This window comes from Pseudomonas bijieensis (assembly GCF_013347965.1).
GTDB lineage: Bacteria > Pseudomonadota > Gammaproteobacteria > Pseudomonadales > Pseudomonadaceae > Aquipseudomonas > Aquipseudomonas bijieensis.
Genome location: NZ_CP048810.1, coordinates 706,976 through 725,013 on the forward strand (window position 1 = coordinate 706,976; position 18,038 = coordinate 725,013).

Annotated in this window: 14 protein-coding genes and 1 pseudogene; 2 read left to right on the plus strand and 13 right to left on the minus strand. The window is 55.7% G+C overall.

The features are described from left to right. The 8 genes and pseudogenes from GN234_RS30150 to GN234_RS02995 form a co-directional block, all read right to left on the minus strand. Nucleotides 1–294, minus strand: a pseudogene (locus GN234_RS30150) (transposase domain-containing protein); the annotation flags it as partial. Next, on the minus strand, nt 291–698 hold the full coding sequence (locus GN234_RS30155; protein ID WP_325073124.1) for an IS66 family transposase zinc-finger binding domain-containing protein: 408 nt from the start codon (nt 696–698) through the stop codon (nt 291–293). The pseudogene GN234_RS30150 and the gene GN234_RS30155, both read right to left, overlap by 4 nt. Beyond that, nucleotides 619–1,488 (minus strand): HNH endonuclease, encoded by an 870-nt coding sequence (locus tag GN234_RS30160; RefSeq protein WP_176687829.1) that lies wholly within the window; start codon nt 1,486–1,488, stop codon nt 619–621. Before GN234_RS30160 ends, GN234_RS30155 begins: the two co-directional genes overlap by 80 nt. Further along, complete coding sequence (locus tag GN234_RS02975; RefSeq protein WP_176687830.1) at nt 1,485–3,068, minus strand: AAA family ATPase; 1,584 nt, start codon at nt 3,066–3,068, stop codon at nt 1,485–1,487. The genes GN234_RS30160 and GN234_RS02975 overlap by 4 nt, the downstream gene beginning before the upstream one ends. 356 nt (nt 3,069–3,424) lie before the next feature. Then, nucleotides 3,425–5,608: a DEAD/DEAH box helicase gene (locus GN234_RS02980; protein ID WP_176689548.1), complete on the minus strand. Its 2,184-nt coding sequence runs from the start codon at nt 5,606–5,608 to the stop codon at nt 3,425–3,427. A gap of 43 nt (nt 5,609–5,651) precedes the next feature. After that, the gene (locus GN234_RS02985; RefSeq protein WP_176687831.1) at nt 5,652–6,947 is read right to left on the minus strand and encodes an ATP-binding protein; all 1,296 of its coding nucleotides are present in this window, start codon (nt 6,945–6,947) and stop codon (nt 5,652–5,654) included. Further along, nucleotides 6,944–9,364 carry a tellurite resistance TerB family protein gene (locus tag GN234_RS02990; RefSeq protein ID WP_176687832.1) on the minus strand — a complete coding sequence of 807 codons (2,421 nt, stop codon included), beginning with the start codon at nt 9,362–9,364 and terminating at the stop codon, nt 6,944–6,946. Before GN234_RS02990 ends, GN234_RS02985 begins: the two co-directional genes overlap by 4 nt. 333 nt (nt 9,365–9,697) lie before the next feature. Continuing rightward, a complete protein-coding gene (locus GN234_RS02995) occupies nt 9,698–9,850 on the minus strand; it encodes a hypothetical protein (RefSeq protein WP_176687833.1) in 153 nt (50 codons plus the stop codon). A 101-nt stretch (nt 9,851–9,951) separates the two neighbouring features. Between GN234_RS02995 and GN234_RS03000 the strand changes: the two genes are divergently transcribed. Next, nucleotides 9,952–10,293, plus strand: coding sequence for a hypothetical protein (locus GN234_RS03000; RefSeq protein ID WP_176687834.1), 342 nt, complete (start codon nt 9,952–9,954; stop codon nt 10,291–10,293). Nucleotides 10,294–10,315: 22 nt separating this feature from the next. Here the strand turns inward: GN234_RS03000 and GN234_RS03005 are convergent, their stop codons facing one another. The 5 genes from GN234_RS03005 to GN234_RS03025 all read right to left on the minus strand — a co-directional run bounded on the left by GN234_RS03005 (nt 10,316) and on the right by GN234_RS03025 (nt 15,477). Next, a complete protein-coding gene (locus GN234_RS03005; RefSeq protein ID WP_176687835.1) occupies nt 10,316–10,717 on the minus strand; it encodes a helix-turn-helix domain-containing protein in 402 nt (133 codons plus the stop codon). A gap of 641 nt (nt 10,718–11,358) precedes the next feature. Beyond that, nucleotides 11,359–11,676: a hypothetical protein gene (locus GN234_RS03010; protein ID WP_176687836.1), complete on the minus strand. Its 318-nt coding sequence runs from the start codon at nt 11,674–11,676 to the stop codon at nt 11,359–11,361. A gap of 80 nt (nt 11,677–11,756) precedes the next feature. After that, nucleotides 11,757–13,721 carry a DUF3732 domain-containing protein gene (locus GN234_RS03015; RefSeq protein WP_176687837.1) on the minus strand — a complete coding sequence of 655 codons (1,965 nt, stop codon included), beginning with the start codon at nt 13,719–13,721 and terminating at the stop codon, nt 11,757–11,759. After that, nucleotides 13,718–14,206 carry a three component ABC system middle component gene (locus GN234_RS03020; protein ID WP_176687838.1) on the minus strand — a complete coding sequence of 163 codons (489 nt, stop codon included), beginning with the start codon at nt 14,204–14,206 and terminating at the stop codon, nt 13,718–13,720. Before GN234_RS03020 ends, GN234_RS03015 begins: the two co-directional genes overlap by 4 nt. Further along, a complete protein-coding gene (locus GN234_RS03025; RefSeq protein ID WP_233459523.1) occupies nt 14,203–15,477 on the minus strand; it encodes an ABC-three component system protein in 1,275 nt (424 codons plus the stop codon). The genes GN234_RS03020 and GN234_RS03025 overlap by 4 nt, the downstream gene beginning before the upstream one ends. Before the next feature lie 535 nt (nt 15,478–16,012). On the opposite strand from GN234_RS03025, the gene GN234_RS03030 reads away from it, so the two are divergent. Next, the gene (locus GN234_RS03030; RefSeq protein WP_459213874.1) at nt 16,013–17,893 is read left to right on the plus strand and encodes a DUF4209 domain-containing protein; all 1,881 of its coding nucleotides are present in this window, start codon (nt 16,013–16,015) and stop codon (nt 17,891–17,893) included. Nucleotides 17,894–18,038 lie beyond the last annotated feature (145 nt).

Below are 18,038 nucleotides of genomic sequence, written 5' to 3' on the forward strand. Positions count from 1 at the left end.
TTAAGAGCCCGGCGACCATCGATGCGGTAGTAGTTGGCCAATCGTGCTGTCCTTTTGTGTCGGCAACCGGGTCAGTACATCCTTGAGGTAGGCGAACGGATCATGCCCGTTCATGCGTGCCGACTGAATCAAGCTAATTATTGCCGCAGCCCGTTTGCCGCTCCGCAGCGATCCGGCGAACAGCCAATTGGAATGCCCAAGTGCCTGCGGCCTGATCGTGTTTTCCACCGGGTTGTTGTTGATGGGCACTGCACCATCATCTAGGTAGCGCGTCAGCGCTACCCAGCGTTTCAGGCCCACTTCCCACGCACATGTTGCTCAACGGTAAACACGCCCGGCGTGTAATCCAGTTTCTCGCTGACGTCTTCGCCGATACGCTGAAGTTGGCAGCCGCAGGCGCACTGAGTGCTTTGCGGTTCCTGACGAATTAGGGTACGTGGGAACTGCGCAGGCAACGGAACACGCTTGGGCTGCTGACTGGGTTTGTCGGGTGCAAGGGCGGGACGATGTGCTTTCAACTCGGCGTCGATGGCTTCGAGCTCGGTGCTGAGCAGATCATCCAGCAAGCTGCCTTGCGCCGGGCTTATTTGCTCGCTGCGCTTGGCAAACTTGTGCCGTTTACTCGAATGCTCGGAAGCCCTCGTCGCAGTACCACTCACTTCTGAGAAGCGCTTGGTACATGGCGGTGTCCCAAGCATTCACATGGACAGCCTTTTTTCCGGCCGCAATTACCCGAAGGTGATCTTGTACTCCGGCTAGGGCGGAGTCCGACCAGACCAGGTCGAGCGTGTCCTTAAGATTCGCGAGTTCGTTACTGGCCTCGATTGAGAACCTTGAAGCCAGTTTGTAGTCCCTGAAATGCGCTAGCACCCTGGTCTTATCGACCTGATCCCAATCCTCTGGGGGGCTCACGAAAAACTCGAGAACGGGCGGGGTTCCAGTAATCACCCGCGCGTGTAGCCACTGGTCACTAACCATCCGCTGATGCTCAAAATACGGATGGAGGGTTTGTTGGTCTTGCGTAGTCGCAGTGGCTGCATTTTTGCCAGTATTGCAGTCCTTGCAGGCGGGTACGAGGTTCCACGGCAAGACGGACAGTATCGGGAATTTGGCTTTCGGCAGGTAGTGGTCGAGAGTGCTCGCCTGGCCGAACCCACAGAATGGGCACTTTTTACGCGGAGCCTTACCGAGTATGTCGGTGTACACCCTCCTAGCGGGTTTCGAGTCACCCACCATGTGAGAGGAGTAGGTAGCTTTCAGCTCCTTCTTGGTTACTTGGCCGACCACGATGTCGTCGTTATCGCAATCGATAGCAGGGATCGCGAAGAGGTGATTGATAAGGCCTTTCTGCTGGTAGTCTACTGCAGCGGCAACCACCTCTGCTGTAATGGCTTGCAAGCGAGCTCTCAGATCCTCGTCAGCAATGCTGTTTACACAGAGGTCGTAGACCAGCTGCGGATCCTGAGCGGGAACGCTGATTGCTCTCATAGGTCAGACTCCCACTGCTTGTCACGTGCGATGGTCATGGATCTCAAGAGTGCCTGGCCTTCGGTGCCAATCTGACCTGCGTAATCCCCCCTGATTTGCTCGTAGGGAGCACCTGTTCGGACGTCGGCGGCTAGGAGCTCGTGGAAGCCTGATTTGCTCACCTCCAGACCGAAGACGTGTCGAGTCAGGACGCCAACGTTCTCTGCAAACGTCTCGGCATCCGGGCGGTCGATAGTCGCTGTCTCGCCACTCCTGTTGATGATGGATACGCAAGACTTGGGTACTTCCTGCAGAACTACAGGTGAGTGGGTGGCGATGATCGCTACAGCGTTTCGCGCCGTGAGCAAATCGGACAATGCCCGGGTGAAAGCAGACAGCAGAGGAGGGTGCAGGTGGCTTTCTGGTTCATCAATCAACACCAGCGTTTTCTCGTCTACGGTTTCGACGAGCTGGGTAATGGTCAGCAGAACAATAGCGTGGCCAGAGCTCATCCCTTCGAGCATGGTAGTGCTGCGTCGGACGAACTCGGCCTTGGTTTCTGATCCATCGGCGTCAAAAACCGCAATCAGCTGGATGAGGTTCATTTCCTCGAAATTGAAATCAGATTCGAGCTTGTGAATAGCTTTGATCCACCGTGCTCTCTTTGCGCTAAGGCTAAGGCAGACTTTGAGACTATCGGCCAAATCAATGCAGAGGTGGGGCTTGGTTTTCAACCCCCAAACATCCTCTCCCTCGGCGGCTAGCACCTTGTGCTTAAGGCCTACATATCGATATCTCATCCCCTGACTGGGGTCATCCTGGTTCGGCGGGGGATCAAATGGATCGAACGCGCTGAACGAAACCGACACCACACCTGCAAAGTCATCATTGGTCAGCGGTCGCCTGAAGCTCCACATGTTCTTGTTGAAAAAGCAGCCTTTGGCGTACACCTCTTCACTTGGCGTGACCAAGGAGTCAACCATGCCATTCAACAGGGTTGTTTTACCCACCCCGTTTCGGCCAATCAAGATGTGAACATTACTGGAGGGTTTGACATCTGGATCGACACTGAACTCGAGAGTCAGCGGTGCGATTCCGTCTGATCTTGCCTTTTCGTAAAAGAAGTCGTAAGGGGTCAGTGGGGCGTCCCCGGTGAGGATCCGCTTGAATTGGTGGTCAATCGTTGTTGGGTTCACTGCCCGAAGCAGGGAAGTGCTAAACGCTAACTCTGAAGAGGAAGCCTCCCGACGCTCCTTGGAGAAAGCCACATCCCCTAACGCGTGGAGGATTGCATGAGCCTCCTCCAGCGAAAACAGCTCAAGTAGTTTCCGATAGTATTCGACGTCCTGCCCCAGGCTGAAAAATTTGGGTTCTAACGACGTGAATTCATCAGGCATCCCGTGTTCAGTCCAGCCTTCAGATTGCCCTTGGTAAGCGATCTTCAAGTCACCAACTCTATGTTCGACCCCAGACCCATCAACGATGACAAGGACAAATTTGGTTTTGTAGCCGTAGTCGTCCCAGTTATCTACATACAAAACCCCAGAGTTTCTTGCATCCTGCTGGAGCTTACCTCGGTGTTGAACCTTGATGAATTTCATGCTCATGACGTCCTTGCTCTGAGGGCACACGCGGTGTGTTTTTGGTGATGGCCATTTGGCTCCATGTTAACGGATCGATATGCTCTGAGGAACCTGATGGGAGTTAGTGGACTGGAGGAAGCAAAAACGCCGCCTATAAGTTAACCTCCGAAGTTGAGCGGGCAACCGGGGGCAGCACGAAGCCTGAAATTGCGTTTGATGCCGACTTGGCCAAGCAGGCCAACGTATAGGCTAGTTATGCCCTGTTCGAGGTCGCCGCGAGGAAGTAGTGGGAAGCTGAGTTGATGCAGAAGCTTTCCAATGTCGATGCCGGTCTCGAAAAATGGGCGACGGGATGTAGGAGAGTAGTGCTATCGCTATTCCTCTCCCTGCGACTCCAGTGTAAGGAGTCGAGCTGTGGTGACCGCGGCTTGGAGATCAAGATGGCTTGAGGCGAACGACTTCATGAGGAGCGGGCGGGGAAGGGCCCAATCCCATTTCTCTCGGATCATGTTTTCGACATTTTCCAAGATCGGCTCTACGTTCGAGATATCCATTTGACCGACCACGTGCAACGCTCGCAATGTGTCCTCCGCGCCGAATGCAACTTCCAGGAGTAGCCCGGTGTTTTCACACTGAATGCCCACATGCCTGAGCAACAAGGCCAGCGCATCGTTGGTGTAATCCCCTCGCCAGGTTGCCACATGGCTTACGCTGGCAGAGCCAATTATCGCCGCGTCACCCAACCTGAGAGCGCGGAAGTTACTCCGAGCCTCGTCTAGTAGAGCTTGAGCGTGTTTGTCCAGGAAGGGACAGGATGTGGTTTCCATCAACACGTTTCGCATTTCAAGCCTGACACGATCATCCACCTGGGCACCAAGTCCATCAAACTGAGGAGGCTCGCCGCCCCGCGCCGGTGTGACCACGATCACCTTTGCTTCGAGGTCGACATCCTGAACCTGCCAACGCCTTCCGCCGAAGATGATGCGCTGTCCCTTGGTCAGGGGTTTGCTGACCGGCAGCGAGCCAAGTGGCTTGCCATCCCGGAGCAAACGAAACTCTTCATCGCTTGTGAAGGCGGTGTAGAATTCATAGTGGTTGATCAACCGCTCCCCGAGTTCGCCAGGCAGCAGAAGTCCTGAGCTGTCCTGGACGATCAATTCCTTCTCACCCATACCCTTGAGCAAAGCCAGGAAATCAGGCTTGGTTACGCTCGCAAAACTGCCGCTTGCTATGAGATTTCCCCATAATTGCGCCGCCGAGGCACCGCCGAGCTGAGCAATCGAAGACAAACACTGCTGCACCAGTGTCGAGGCGTGTAGGCCTCCCGATCGAGGCGGCTCAAACCATCCACTGATCAGCAAGCGGATCATAGCGACCGTTTGGACAAGGCCCTCACGTAATTGATCGGAGAGATCCGACTTATCTGTTAAAGGGCGCTCCTGGCAGTACGCCCTGAGCATCGCAGGCTCACCGGGTCGACGACCAGAGCGGCCAAGCCGTTGCCTGAGACTTGCCACAGAGGGTGGACAGCCGATCTGTGCGACCGTCCTGATACTACCGATGTCTATACCCAGTTCCAGGGTGGTAGTGCATACGGCAGAAGCTGGAGGATCTCCCGCTTTCAACGCCCGCTCGGCATCCTGGCGTAGCTCCTTGGACAAGCTACCGTGATGCGGCCAGAACTCGTTCGGTACACCATCGTTTTCGCATAGTGAGCGCAGACGGTCGGCAAACCATTCAACCTCTTGGCGCCTGTTGGGGAAGATCAGGTTGTTATGCCCCCTCAGCACCTTGTACAGGTGACCTGCGATAGCCACTTTGGTACCTGAGATGTCTTCCTTCTCTGCGCCTTCATCTGTTGATGCATTCCTTGGGTGTTCCACCACCAGCCGCTGCATGGGCTGCTCAATATAGCCACGCACCTGTACCTGGAGCTCTTGGCCAGAGGACTTTGACTCAATAACCGTGATGCCATCTGGGCACACTGGCCTCAGGAACTTGCGGGCCAGCGACATCTCCCCAAGCGTCGCCGACAGCCCTACACGGGGCAGGGTTCTACCTACGACGATTTCAACCCGTTGCATTAGCGATTGCAGCTGCTTTCCACGCTCACTTCCGATGAAGGCATGAAGCTCATCGACGACGATGTAGCGAAGGTTCTGAAATGCCCCTGGTAAGCCTGAGCCTCTGTTTACGAACAGGGCTTCTAGGGACTCCGGAGTGATCAGCAAGATGCCCTCAGGCGATTTCAAAAACCGTTGTTTCTTGCTTGCTGCCACATCGCCATGCCAAGCAACGACGGGCAGTCCGAGCCTCTCACATAACCGGCTAAGCCTGTCCCACTGGTCGTTGATCAGCGCCTTGAGCGGGCTGATATACAGCACCGCGCCGGCTGGCTCACTGTTGTTGAGCAGGTTGGTCAGGATCGGCAGGAATGCGGCCTCTGTTTTACCTGCGGCAGTGGACGCTGCAATGATCACATCGCGATCGGCGCCCACCAATGCTGGTACCGCCCACTCCTGCGCATCACGCAGAGACGTCCACCCCTGTGACCAGATCCATTGCTGAACCTCCGGGTGTAGACGCTCGAACGAAGAAGAGTCAGAGCTTGAAGCTGGCGAGCTCATCGTCGGCCTCAACTTCAAGATCTTGCTGCCCGGCCTCATCCTTGGTCAGCTCCACGGCGCCCAGCAAAGTTCGCCAATCCGCGGTAGGGTTTTGCTCGATCACCGCGAGCAAGTTGATGAAAGCCGTAATGGTCGTGCGCGGCGTCCGGAAATATGCCTCGCCCAAGCGCTGATTACAGTGCGCCATGAAAGCGGGGATGGCTTCATCCGGCAGCAAAAACTTCTCAGGCTCACCATAGGCGTAGACATTGCGCAGCTTCTGTAGAAGCACGTAGAAGTCTTCAGGTGTCAGGCTGCTGAGTCGAATGACAGGCCCAGAAAGGTCGACCAGGCCAGACTTCGCAAAGCTGTTTTCAGCGAGGCGCGATTGCAGGGCAGGGTAGCTGTAGAGCCCCCGACGAGTGTCCATCAGAAACTCTGGTGTGCCGCCCAATACAAAACCCAGGCCTTCAGCGGAACCCTGCAACGAATCGTTCAGGATGCGCAGAATCTGTTCGTAATTGGCGTTACGGGCCTGGGTGTTTGCCAGTTTGTACAGGTTGACCAGTTCATCCAGGCAGACCATCAAGCCGCCGAAACCAGCCAGGCGCACGAATCGTGACAGCAATTTCAGCTGGTCGTAGACAGAAGCATCATCGACGATCGTCCGCACGCCCAACGCAGCGCGGGCGTCAGTCTTGGTGGAGAATTCCCCGCGTAGCCAACGAATGGCGTCAGCCTTGAGCTGCTCGTTACCTTCCTCGAAGCCGCGGCAGTAGGCGGCAATGACGTCGGCAAAATCATACCCATTGACCATCTCGGTGAGCTCTGCCAGGTACTCACGAATGACCGCCTCACTCTCGACACCTTCGGTCTTGGCTTCCGTCTTAGCCTGGGAGATGAACTTCTCAACGATACCCTGCAGAGCGCCGCCTTCTGGCTTGGTGCGGGTGGCCATATTTTTAGCCAGCTCCGAGTAAAGCGAGCGCGCTTGGCCACCTGAAGCGTGAAGCCGGCGGTCTGGATTCAAATCGGCGTGCATGGTGACAAGCTTGCGCTCCATGGCGATGCCGCGCACCAGGTTTAGGAAGAAGGTTTTGCCCGCGCCGTACTCGCCAACGACGACGCGAAAAGCCGAGCCGCCATCCGCGAGACGATCCACATCTTTGAGCAGCGAATCGAGTTCACCCGCTCGACCTACCTGGATGAGATGCTGCCCAACACGGGGCACTACGCCCGCACGCAGCGATTGAATGACCGCGTCGCGATCCTTGGCTCGTATCTTACTCATAGGGCTAGCTCATCCAGAATGTCGGGGTTGATTTCGATGGGATCATCACCTTCGGTCACGGGCATGTCGAACAGCTCAAACGCTGTGTCGTTGATCCGCTCCAAGGCGCCATCCAGCATCAGTTCCATATCACTGGCTGCGTCTTCCAGCTCGGCACGACTCCACTCAGGCCGTGACACCAGAAGCCGAAGGAACGCTGAATGCTCGACGTCCAGGCCATGTACGGTAGCAAGCTGTTCGGCGGTACTTTCTTCCTGCCGTTGGGGCGCCTCGGGCTCCAGGGCGCTAGGCGTCTCAGTCAGCGATTCTTCATTGAAGACGCTGGCCAGGAGCGCCGACACTTCTGCCGTTTCTTGTTGCAAGCGAGCGACCTTGTCCATGTCCAGTGCAAAGCCAGAGCCAGTGCTTTCTGATGTCTGTGTCGCAGTGGCCAGCGCGGCATTCGCAGTCAGTGCCTCCACTCCATGGGAGGGACGAACAGCTGCACTGTGGAGGTCGCTGTAGACGAACTGCGGATCGAGGGCGAGCGACTTGTATACGCGCTCAAGGAGCTTAACTTCCTGTGGCGTCACCTCGCCATCCGCTTGTGCCAGGTGGGCCAGGAAGCTGGCAATTTTCCGCTTGGCCTCGATCGTCAGCGGCTCAAGCTTCTTCTTGAGGCTTGCCAATGTCGGCGGTTGCTTCAGTTGAATCTGGAGGTGCGCCTTCAAGCGTTTTCGATGCGCGACGCAGAGGTGATCCCATGAGTCAATGTGGCCGGACAGCAGACTCACCTCTTCTAGCGAGGTGTCACCGTCTGCCGCAGCCACTGCACTGGCCAGGTCTAAAGTCACTGCTGCAGCGCTGTAAGCATCGGTCGACCGAAGAGTGCCTTCATCAGAGTCCGCTGCGAACAGTGCAATGGTGTCTTCTGCCTTGGGCGTACGGCTGCCAGAAAGCACATCGGGCTCTAATCCGATCCGCTTGCTTTCCAAAGCCCGGGCGAGTGCCACGACTTTGTCGCGGGAAAGCGCGCCGGCGGATTTGAAACGGCCTGCCAGCTCAGCGAAACTCATGCAGATAGTTTCGCCGCCGACGCGTTGTTCCAACTGTTCGAGTTCGGCTTTTGCTTCAGCAGGCCAGAGTTCTGTTGGCAACTGCAGGATGGCTTCCAGACTATCTCCAGCGTCTGGGTTGCGCCCCAGATATCGACTGTAAGCGTCGAGAACGGTGGTGCATTCTTCCACTATAACCTGCAGCTTGTTACGCGTTCCTGAGGTTGCCGCGACATCGGGGAGGTCGCCTACGGCCGCTGCCGGGATGCTCAATCCGGAAGAGGCGGGGCGATAGGCAATCTTCAGCTTGGTCTTGTTCTGAGGAAGCACAAGGCCATTGGGATACCGTTTTGCGAATTCGTTTTTGAAGAGCGCTGCGAATTGCTCAGGACAACGGGTCACAGGTGTACGCCTGGAAATGTTTGGCTCAGCGAGTGCCCAGGCTAGTGCCCAGTGCGGGGGGAGTGGATACTTGTCCACGGCCATCTGGCCTAGCGCGACGCGCAGCGACATGGGCAGCTCGTATCCATCTGCGGCACTGGCGGTGGTTTCACTCATATAGCTTTGAGGTTGAACAGAACCCGCGTCGATATGGGCGAGAAAGCGGGTAGCGTAGCCGCGGAAAGAATGGTTGTCCCCGTAGAGACCAAGCAAGCGTTCGACCTCGGCCTTAATGGCAGGGATCTCTGCCTTGGCCTGAGGATCGCTCGGTGCATCGATCAGCGCGCGGCGTTCAAGCCCGTAAAAAAACAGGAACACGTATCCCGCATCCGCAGGCTGACGGCGACCTCCTGCCAACCATTGCAGATACGCTCGCCGCGCCTCAGGCGTGATGCTTCGGTAACTCGGCCAATAGGGCATCTGCCGCTCGGTAAGGCTCATGGGTGAGCGTGCGACTCGAAGCGTGGCATCAATCAGGGACGGTTCAGTCTGACCGAACTGGGTTGCCCGCTCGGTGATGTAGAGCATTCCACCCGGTATGGCCAATCCGGCCACGGTGATAGATTCACCTTCGGCAAGCCAGCGAACCCCCATGGGCTTTGCACTTGGCTTTGGAATGGCGTAGCTCTGACTATCGCTGGACGAACCGAATTGGACAGTATGGAAGTCTCGCTCGCGGGTACTGGTGCCGAACTGGACGGTGAGACTGGGGGAGGTTACCTGTCGAGATTCAGCGGCGATCTCCGCAACAATGTCATCTTCAGACGCGTAAGGCTTTGCCTGGGTGGCGCGTCTGACCGCCCATACCAACGCACTTACGCCCAAGATAACTCCAAGGGCGATCCACGCTTGCTTTGGAACCTGCGCCAAAAGGGCAACAACGAATAACAAGGCGTACAGAGCGATCGGCCCGCCGCCGCTCCCTTTGCGCTTCCGTGGCATATGAGTATTCCGTACAGTTGGTAATGGCCAGATGACATTCTTACGGATTTCACGAGGCGGGCCAAGCGGAACAGACGAAGGGAGCTCTGGGGCAAGATTACTTAAACGGATCCCCAACAGAGCCATCTGCTTACAAGGCTATATCAGTGCTGAGTTGCGGGAGGTGAAGGGATCGTGGCGCTGCTCTTTATACGCCTAATTTTCAGTGAGACCGTAATCTTGGTAGCGTCTCGCGATGGGTGATCAAACCCAAGAGTACACATGTACTCCTTCGCATCTCAGGCGCCTCAACTGGTCGATTGAGGCAGCTTTCGACGACGTCTCTCCTGCACTTCAAATAGCGTCTTCCAATGCAGCGATCAGCGCCTCCAAAGCCTCAGCCAGGCGGGCGTCTTCACGGGCATCTCCGCTTTCGGGAACAAACTCTTGGCAGTGCCGTAGCAGTGCGTCGCGGTCGTTACGGTTCAGATCAAATTGAATGAGCATGTTCGAAAATCCCTAGATGGTTGAACTGCAGCCGCCCCCTGGCGCTCAAGCACGCTTTGGTCGAATATTGCGCGCCGATTGGAAGCGAGGAGGACAGGGCATTGAAGGTCGAGCAGGAAGCGCAGGTGTGGTTGTGCGCCGCTGAGCACTATCGTGATTCTCTCATGGCGATAGTGGGTGATGCAGTCGCCAGCTTCCGCCGTAAACCGGGCCTGGACAGTTTGACTCGCATCTACAAGCAAGACGTTGGCGCCGTAGCGTTTGCAGTGCTTGAGCGCGTCCTGCCCAGCGCGGATTTGCCGCGCACCGACAGCAGCTACATCCCTGTCCGGGAACAGTTACGGTCACATCTGATTTATCAGGTGCTAAAACGTCTTGTAGAAGAGGAGGCCGTTCCAGTTGAGCTTAGGGATATCCTGTTTTCGATTGACCTTGGACTCTGACACTCGGCGATCTCAACCTCTGCTACTCGGCAAAGCACAGTTCAGCTTGAGATGACGGGTAAATAGCCTTGTGCCGGCGTGCCGACGAGGGCTTTGTTATGCAGATAGGTGTCGCTGATGAGACTACTAGGCCGCTGAGCGCGCCATTGGCCTCCAGATCTGCAACGTCAGCTTTCAACCTCTGTACCAGGGTATCAATCGGTTGACCGCTCTCCACACTCAACGTCAGTGTGAAAAGCGTCAAAGGGCTGAGCCCCATCGCATCACCTATCGCAGTCAGCTTCTCTACCGTAGGGCTTGATAGGCCGTGTTCCAGCTTCAGCATGTAGCCACGGCTGCTCGCTACTGCCATATCCTTATGCGTCAACCCGCGGCTAATGCGCATGGTTTTCAGTACAGTGGCGAAAGCTGCTTTCAGCGACATAGATGCTCCTGGCCAATGTCAGGCGAGAAAGACCCGCAAACCATTTTCAGCGGAAATACCCGACGTAGAGCATCTGACAGTATCACAGAGACCTTCCCGCCGGTCTCAACGAAGAACCTTTTCAGGCCAGCATCGGGATAGGCCTGCAGCTTTCCCGGCGCGGACTGCCCGAGACTATCGCGCACCACAATCTAGTTGTTTTCACTGATTAACCTCGCGGAATCAGTGATTTTCTCTGTATTTCAACTATTTTCCTGCATGCACCCTTGAAATTTTTTTCGCGAGACGGAGTTCTATATTTGAGGACAAGAAAAAAGCGAGTGGTGTGCAGTCGCAGGTGATCTGCAAGGTTCACACACGGTTTTTCCGGTTCGGCTTTTGCTTTTGACGGTTTCTAGATTTGGTCTCTGTTGCCAGGGTTGCATCTGTATTGCCCCGCAGGGGCTGAGGGGGAGATCGCCTTCTTCGCAGCCTTTGGCTGCGCTTATGCTTTGAATACAAACAAACGCGCTGTTTTTTTAAAAAACTGAGCGGCTCCAGAGTTTCCAGCACATGGAGTCCAAACATACTCATTCATGATGCCTGATCCTCAGCTAGCCATGTACTTCGAGGTCAGGCATCGGCGCATAACCAAACCTCGATCAGTCTTCGTACGAATCCGTATGACTCTGCTCAATCCGACCATCGCGGATCAGCTCTATGGTCATCTTGTTGCGGTCAGGCTTCATCTGGCCAGGTGAACTGGTATCCCAGGATTTTATCGCGAGAGTGACTTGGGCCAGGGTGGAGTCGGTGTATCCGTATTGGTACTCCAGCGTCGTGACATTTCCGTCCTTTTCGCCTCCAACCATCCCGCCAGCTTCCGCTGCAGATTTGACTACCGCGAAAGACTCTTCCGCGACTGAGCGGTCAATCGCTTGCTTCAACTCATCAAACAACTGTTCTGCTGAAAGGGTCATGATTCATCCATTATCGATAAAAAAGGGGATTGATTGGGTAAGCCTGCCTCCCTTTATTGGCCAAGAGAGACAGGTGGTGCTCACTGGCCCGCTGGGCTCTTGAGCGGCCAGTCCTCAGGTACCAGTGCTGGTGGCTTGCTCCAGGGTTCTTCTACCAGCGAATTCTGGAACCAGTCGTCGCGCAGGTTGGCGTGTTCAGTCACGATAATCTGGAACCCTGGCACATCCTCAACCGCGAACTTGTAGAGCAGGTTGAAGAGCTTGCGCACCGAGTCCATGTCGGCATCCGACTGTTCAGTCGTTTCGACTGACCCATCAACGGCTTTGTAGACCTCCTCAGATGGAAAGTACACTTGTGTGGGCTGGTCGATCATAAGGAACCGAGGCATGGGGCTCTTGCTCTCGGCGCAGTACCAGTGAAGTGCCAGGAGCGCAGACAGATGGTAGGCGAGATGGTTTTCAGCACCTCCCGTTTTGGACATCGGCACCTGTCGCTCGGGCCGGTCAAACACTACTGTGAGACGCTTCAGATCAAGTCGCGCGGGAAGATTGCAAAACTCGGATTTGAAACGTTTGTTGTAGACGCCCATCTGGGCAGAAATGCTGTTCAGGATCGAGGCTAGGCGATCATCGACATCGATGCCTGCCAAAGCTTTCTCGAGCTCCTTGACCCGAAGTTCTTTACGCCGATGTTCAGCTTGTTGCTGCTTCAACGAGTTATCGGGAACGTACCCTTCCAAGAAGAGGCTAACGCGGCCGACCACGTATTTGGCCGCATCGCTTTGCTTCTGGGCTTGAGCCAGCAACGTATTCGCAGCGATCACAGCTGCTAACTCAGCTTCTCGTTCCGTGATGAGCTGGTTCGTGTCTCGCAGCCGTTGCGTTTCCTCTGCGAGGTAATCCTGTAGGTGAGGGCGCTGGCCCAGCACCGTCTGCATTTCTACTTCAAGGGATTTGAGCTCACTGATCAAAGCCTTGGCAATGGGTGTGTCCATACCCAGGTTTTTTTCTGCGAAAGGCCACTGCCATTCACCGGTTGCAGTGTTCTTGGGCAAGGCTTTGATAGATGCCAAGCGGTCAATTTGCTCAACAGCCTCGCGCTCGAACCCACTTGCTCTGCGCTCAAAGTTTTGCCCTGCTTCGATCTTCGACTTGATTTCGCGCCGATCCTTGCGAAGTTTCGCCAACTCCAGCTCAAGCTTCGGTGCTTTATCTTCGGCTTGAGGCTGCATCGCGGCAGGCACCCACTGGGCAGCCATGCGGAGCGCCACAAGAATCTCTTCAATCTCACCAGCATCATGATCGGCTGGCAGAATACCGACGGTTTTGGCTTCGGCCAGCAAGCCAACGGCCATATTACGGCTGTTGCCAATCACCTGTTTAGACTGATCGAGCAGCTTTGCATGTGCTCTCAGGTCACGCTGAGCGGTTCGCAGTTTCGTTTGCAGCTCATACCGCTCGTTGGTTGAAGCACCCAGTAATATGGGCAACGTGTCCTTGATGGCTTGGGGTTGAAACGCCTCGCTCTGACGGTAAAAAAGCTGGTCTTTGCTGGTGACCAGCCCCTGCTTTTGGAAGAGGTAGTAATAAGAATGCTTGATCGACGCTTCGTAGCTCACTCGGGTGTGTTGCTCAGCCACCTCTGTGCGGTTCTCTGGGATACCGAGCTGGCGGGAAAGCAGAGAGGTGACTGCAATGTCATCGGTATTGGCGATCAATTCGGCGTATTCGGGCGGGGCAACAAATTCTCCCGTACGCGTCATTGCCATGCGGCAGCTGTCACCGCCCCTAGGAGGCGCAGGCTTGGCCACCAGCACTTGAACATCTTCGAATTGGTAGATGACCGCGAACCAGGACACCTTGTCCCGAATCACACCTTCGGCCACGTTAAATTCAGAGCGGCCCATGCAATATTCGATGATGTCGGACAGCGCCGATTTACCAGTCGAAGAGCGTCCAGTAATCACATTGAGACCATCGATCTCGAAATTCACGTCGCGGCGTTGGCCATCATGGCTGTAGATGTGGATGGAGCTGATTTTCATGGTCGGATTCCAAATGCCGTGTAGACCGTTACTCTGTCCGCGATTCGGGCAAACTCTTTGCCGAGCAAAATGGCCGTCTGCTGACATTCCATCGATTCTTTTGTGCCGTCGACGGTTGCCTTAAGCCGGCGGGCCTTGGGCAGCAGACGTCCCTCGGCAGTGACTTCAAAACAGTCCGATTGGTGCGCAACTCCAAAGGCCTCGAATCCGTAGGGCATCATCTCTGTGACGCGCTCTGGGAAACCAATTAGCAATTGCGGGTGTACCGAGACAGCCTTGAGCAAGTAGCTTCTGGCGTATTCAAGAATTACCGTTCGCGATTCTTCATGAAGCGCCAGTGGCAGTATCAGAAGTGACAGTGAAAACGGCATGCCCCGTGGATCTATCGTCGTGTACGCCTTGATCGAGCGCATCAGAACCACTGCGCAGAAAGCCGGGTTGAAAAGATTTTTGGTTTCAAACGGACGCTGATCCCATCGGTTCATTCCGATTCTCCTGAGCCGTCAGTAAGGCGATCCAAGAGTTGTGGATGCCAGTACACGGGAGGTGTCGGGCGTTTATTGGCGAGGATCTGGTAGCTGCCTCGCACCACGTAAGGGGCCGTAACACGGGCTCGAATCTTAAGGTGTTCCAGTTTTTGAGCATCGACCTCTGCCCAGGTGTATAGCTTCTTCCCAGCAGCCACGAAACCGGACTCAGAACGGTCTTCTTCAACCACTTCCAATGCGTCATCAAAGATGATGTCCCGGTGTCGCTTCCACTCCCTGGTTAGCCGCTCCTCGTAGGCTTCGATTTCTCCGGCTCCTGTTAAGCGCTGGCGTGCCCAAACCGATCGCTGTTCGAAAGCCTGGTAGTAATCGAGTATTGCGCTCCTAATCCGGCCTTGACTGAGCTGCAGGTGCCGTAGCTGGACGACAAACAGGCGGTTATCGGCTGCCACTTCAATTGGCGCTTCGGGCTCAGCGTCTTCAAATGTGATGGGCAGGTTATCGGCGCGATACTCCTCGCTGAACGCATGGAGCTTCTCTGATACGTCAGAACCGCAGATCGGATCAAAGTCAGAGTCACACAGCATTTGGATGACCAAGTCGTTCCACCAACCCTCTAGGCGCTCAAAAACCGCGTCTCGATGTTCAAGACGAATTGCGCGCATTTTTTGGTCTTTGATAAGCGCCGGAAGGTCTTGAATCCTCGGAATGTCGTCGACGATGGTGATCCTGGAGACAAAGTCTTCTTTCTCGGCGTCGGACAGGCTCGAGAACAGCACCTTCACATTCCCAAGTGCCTTGGATTCACTGGTGTGCAGCGTGGCATCCGTCACTTCCCATACGCTGGGTAGAGCGTTGGTCGTATCGGCGCCATGGAGAAAAAATTCCAGGAAGGATCCGGGTGCCACGGTTGAGGTGGTGAACAGAAAAAACTGGAAGTTCGACTCGATACGCCCATTGGCGTTATATCGAGTAAGCCAGATATTGACGGACTTCCAGAAATCGATGGACAGGTCATTCAGCCGGTCACCCACTGCCTTGTGTTTCAGGGATGCTAGGGTTTTTATGCCTGAGGCATCCTCGAAATCCAAGTCATCTTCTTTTTCGATGAGAATCGCAGTGTCTTCTGGGAGATCCAGCGCTTGGAACAACGCAAAACGGGGCTGAAAAATATAGCCCAAGCCTTGTTCTCGAGCACTGTAGCGGTCAGCAGCAGCCTTCTGGCCTTGCTGAGAGTCAGGTATCGCAGAACTCATGATGCGGCCCATGGTTGGTGAGCAGTAATGGGAAGGAGAGGGTGGAGCAGCGTCCGTCCCTCCATGCGGGTTACCGTGAACCCCAGAAGCTCAGGAAAGTGCGCTGGAAAGTCCGCCAGCATAGACCGACGTGCTGACGAGTCATTGCTCAGCCGTTTCGAATCGAATGGTGTGTAGAGACATGCCATCAGTGAAAGGTGCTGACGGGGAGCTTGGTGGCGCTGAGCGTCGTAACTGCCGAGGTGACGGCAAGTGATGCCAGGCAAACTCTGAGGTAGGTAGATTCGCGGGCACTGGACTACGGTACGCGAGGTGAGTGCCCCCCGTGCTCCGCCGCTGTTTCTTCCTGAAACTGTCATTCCCATGCCCAGATCGTTCGTGATCGTCGAAGTTTTTAGCTGGGCTATTCTGATCTGCATGATGGCAAATGGCAATTATTGCCTTGACCGCGGAATGAGACACTCGTAATCAACAGCCATGGATAGCGGATATGATCACGCTCCGAGCATGTGAGCCGCTCTAAATCGGCCCCTCATGAGGATTAGCTGTGTCGCTAGAGTTCTATCGTTATCCTGAAAGCACGCCACTGACCCCAGAGGCACTACACGCCATAGACCTCCCCACCGCACTCGAGGGTGTGGCAGCACGTTACGAGGACATATGGCGTGCATTAGCTGACGCCGCGAGAGCAAAGTTGGCCAGCGAGGAGTTCGCCCAGGCCCGGGTACTTTGGCTCCTGTCTGACCTCTGCTCCATGATGCTAAACCCCTCGAATCCGAATGAGCCCCTCAGCCCCTTCGCGATATTGGAGGACAAGCGGTCACTGGACATTGCCGATGTAACGGCCGATGAGCTCGATTTCCTCGAAGCTGTGACCGATGAGCTCAGTACCGGCCTCGTGAAGGCACGCGTTGCAGAAGTCCTCTGGATCACCCCGGGACGGCGTCACATCAAGCATGCCCAGGCGGCGCTAGCGGGATATCAGACCGTGCCGCTGGATGACGACACTTGGTGGCGCGGCGGCGAAGATTGCTGGGGTCGTGCACTAATGCTGGCGCCAAGGCTGGGGAAGGCCGGCAAGGAAATCGCAGAACAACTGTCGAATCGTTTGTTCGAGGCACTCGACCGAGAATTTGATACCCCGTCCCCCATGCTGGCGCCAATCGCTACCTTGATACTTGAGCATCGCGTGGTGCACAGCCAAGCAGCAGATCTGCCGTCAAGGTTGGAAAAAGTCGGCCGGGATTCAGAGCGCAGTGGTCATATCCTAAGGGCTCGACGGTGCTATGAGTTGAGCATGGACGCGTACCGCGCAGCTAAAGACCCTGTTTCATCGGCACGCATGACAGCAGCCCTTGCCAATACGTGGGTGGCAGAAGCGGAGGTGATTGGTGATGGAGAGGGCGCGCAGCCGCTGATCGCCCTGAACAACCTCGAGAAGGCATTACAGATCTACAGAAAGGTACCGCAGAGATTCAGGGATCAGCTTGGCATCACCGAACTCTTGTTCCGCTTGCCTCAACGCATCGCAGATGCAGGCAATCGTTCGGTGGGGATGATGCGCGTGATCTCGACGCCACCTACAGATATCTCAGGCTTTGTCAATGATGCGTTGGAGAAGGTTTCGGGCAAGTCCCCGGTTGAAGCACTCCGTGCATTGGCCACGCTGTATCCATTTGCTAAGAAGGAGGACGCTCGGCAAGCAGCCTTGAACACGCTACGCGTAGGGTTGATCGGCGCGCTCACTGGAGCGACATACCTCGACAAGGGTGGCCGTGTGATCGCCAAGACCAAACCATTGTCATTAGGCGCTGAGACCTCGCAGGATAACGAGGAGCGCATTTGGGCAGAAATGGTCAAAAACCACGCGTTCACACGCAACCTAACCGTGCAAGGCGGCGTGATTCCAGCACTGGGCGTTATGCAGCGGGAACACTGCTACAAAGAGCAGGATCTGGTTGAACTTGCCAAGGCGTCGGCCTTGGTACCGCCTGATCGGGCGCTCATGGTCGGCAAGGGGCTGTATTGGGGAATGGCGGGTGATTTCGGCATGGCGGTGCACTTCCTGATCCCGCAGTTAGAGAATATCGTCCGGTTCCACATGAAAGGAGCGGAGCTGAAAACCTCCAACACTGACTTGGAAGGTATCGAGAACGAGAACGGCCTGAGCACGCTTCTAGACGTCGATGGCGTCGACGCAGTCTTCGGTGGCGACATCGTGTTCGAGATGAAAGCTTTGTTCTGCAGCGCGTTCGGGCCGAACCTGCGAAACACGTTCGCTCATGGCCTGATGGACGATGACGATTTTTATTCGGCGGACGCCGTTTACGCTTGGTGGTTCATGTTGAGATGGGTAGCCATGGTGTACTGGGCCCAGCCAGCTGTAAGCCATCAAGCCGCTGCCGAGGAGCAGCAAGCTTCGGTATAGGGTGACCGAGCAGCGGCTGGCGAGCCGGAATAGCCGCCGCGTAATCTGCCAACCTACAACGAGGGTTTTGTCAGCAACGAGGCCCAACCCTCGATTCACGCCACCTCTCAGATGACACCCTGTTCGACCAAGGTCTTAGCTAACG

What these genes read in the sequence shown, in the direction of transcription:
- GN234_RS02975 (WP_176687830.1), bottom strand. Translation starts at nt 3,068, where the DNA reads ATGAAATTCATCAAGGTTCAACACCGAGGTAAGCTCCAGCAGGATGCA.
- GN234_RS03010 (WP_176687836.1), bottom strand. Translation starts at nt 11,676, where the DNA reads ATGACCCTTTCAGCAGAACAGTTGTTTGATGAGTTGAAGCAAGCGATT.
- GN234_RS03015 (WP_176687837.1), bottom strand. Translation starts at nt 13,721, where the DNA reads ATGAAAATCAGCTCCATCCACATCTACAGCCATGATGGCCAACGCCGC.
- GN234_RS02995 (WP_176687833.1), bottom strand. Translation starts at nt 9,850, where the DNA reads ATGCTCATTCAATTTGATCTGAACCGTAACGACCGCGACGCACTGCTA.
- GN234_RS03005 (WP_176687835.1), bottom strand. Translation starts at nt 10,717, where the DNA reads ATGTCGCTGAAAGCAGCTTTCGCCACTGTACTGAAAACCATGCGCATT.
- GN234_RS02990 (WP_176687832.1), bottom strand. Translation starts at nt 9,364, where the DNA reads ATGCCACGGAAGCGCAAAGGGAGCGGCGGCGGGCCGATCGCTCTGTAC.
- GN234_RS30155 (WP_325073124.1), bottom strand. Translation starts at nt 698, where the DNA reads ATGCTTGGGACACCGCCATGTACCAAGCGCTTCTCAGAAGTGAGTGGT.
- GN234_RS03020 (WP_176687838.1), bottom strand. Translation starts at nt 14,206, where the DNA reads ATGAACCGATGGGATCAGCGTCCGTTTGAAACCAAAAATCTTTTCAAC.
- GN234_RS03025 (WP_233459523.1), bottom strand. Translation starts at nt 15,477, where the DNA reads ATGGGCCGCATCATGAGTTCTGCGATACCTGACTCTCAGCAAGGCCAG.
- GN234_RS30160 (WP_176687829.1), bottom strand. Translation starts at nt 1,488, where the DNA reads ATGAGAGCAATCAGCGTTCCCGCTCAGGATCCGCAGCTGGTCTACGAC.
- GN234_RS02985 (WP_176687831.1), bottom strand. Translation starts at nt 6,947, where the DNA reads ATGAGTAAGATACGAGCCAAGGATCGCGACGCGGTCATTCAATCGCTG.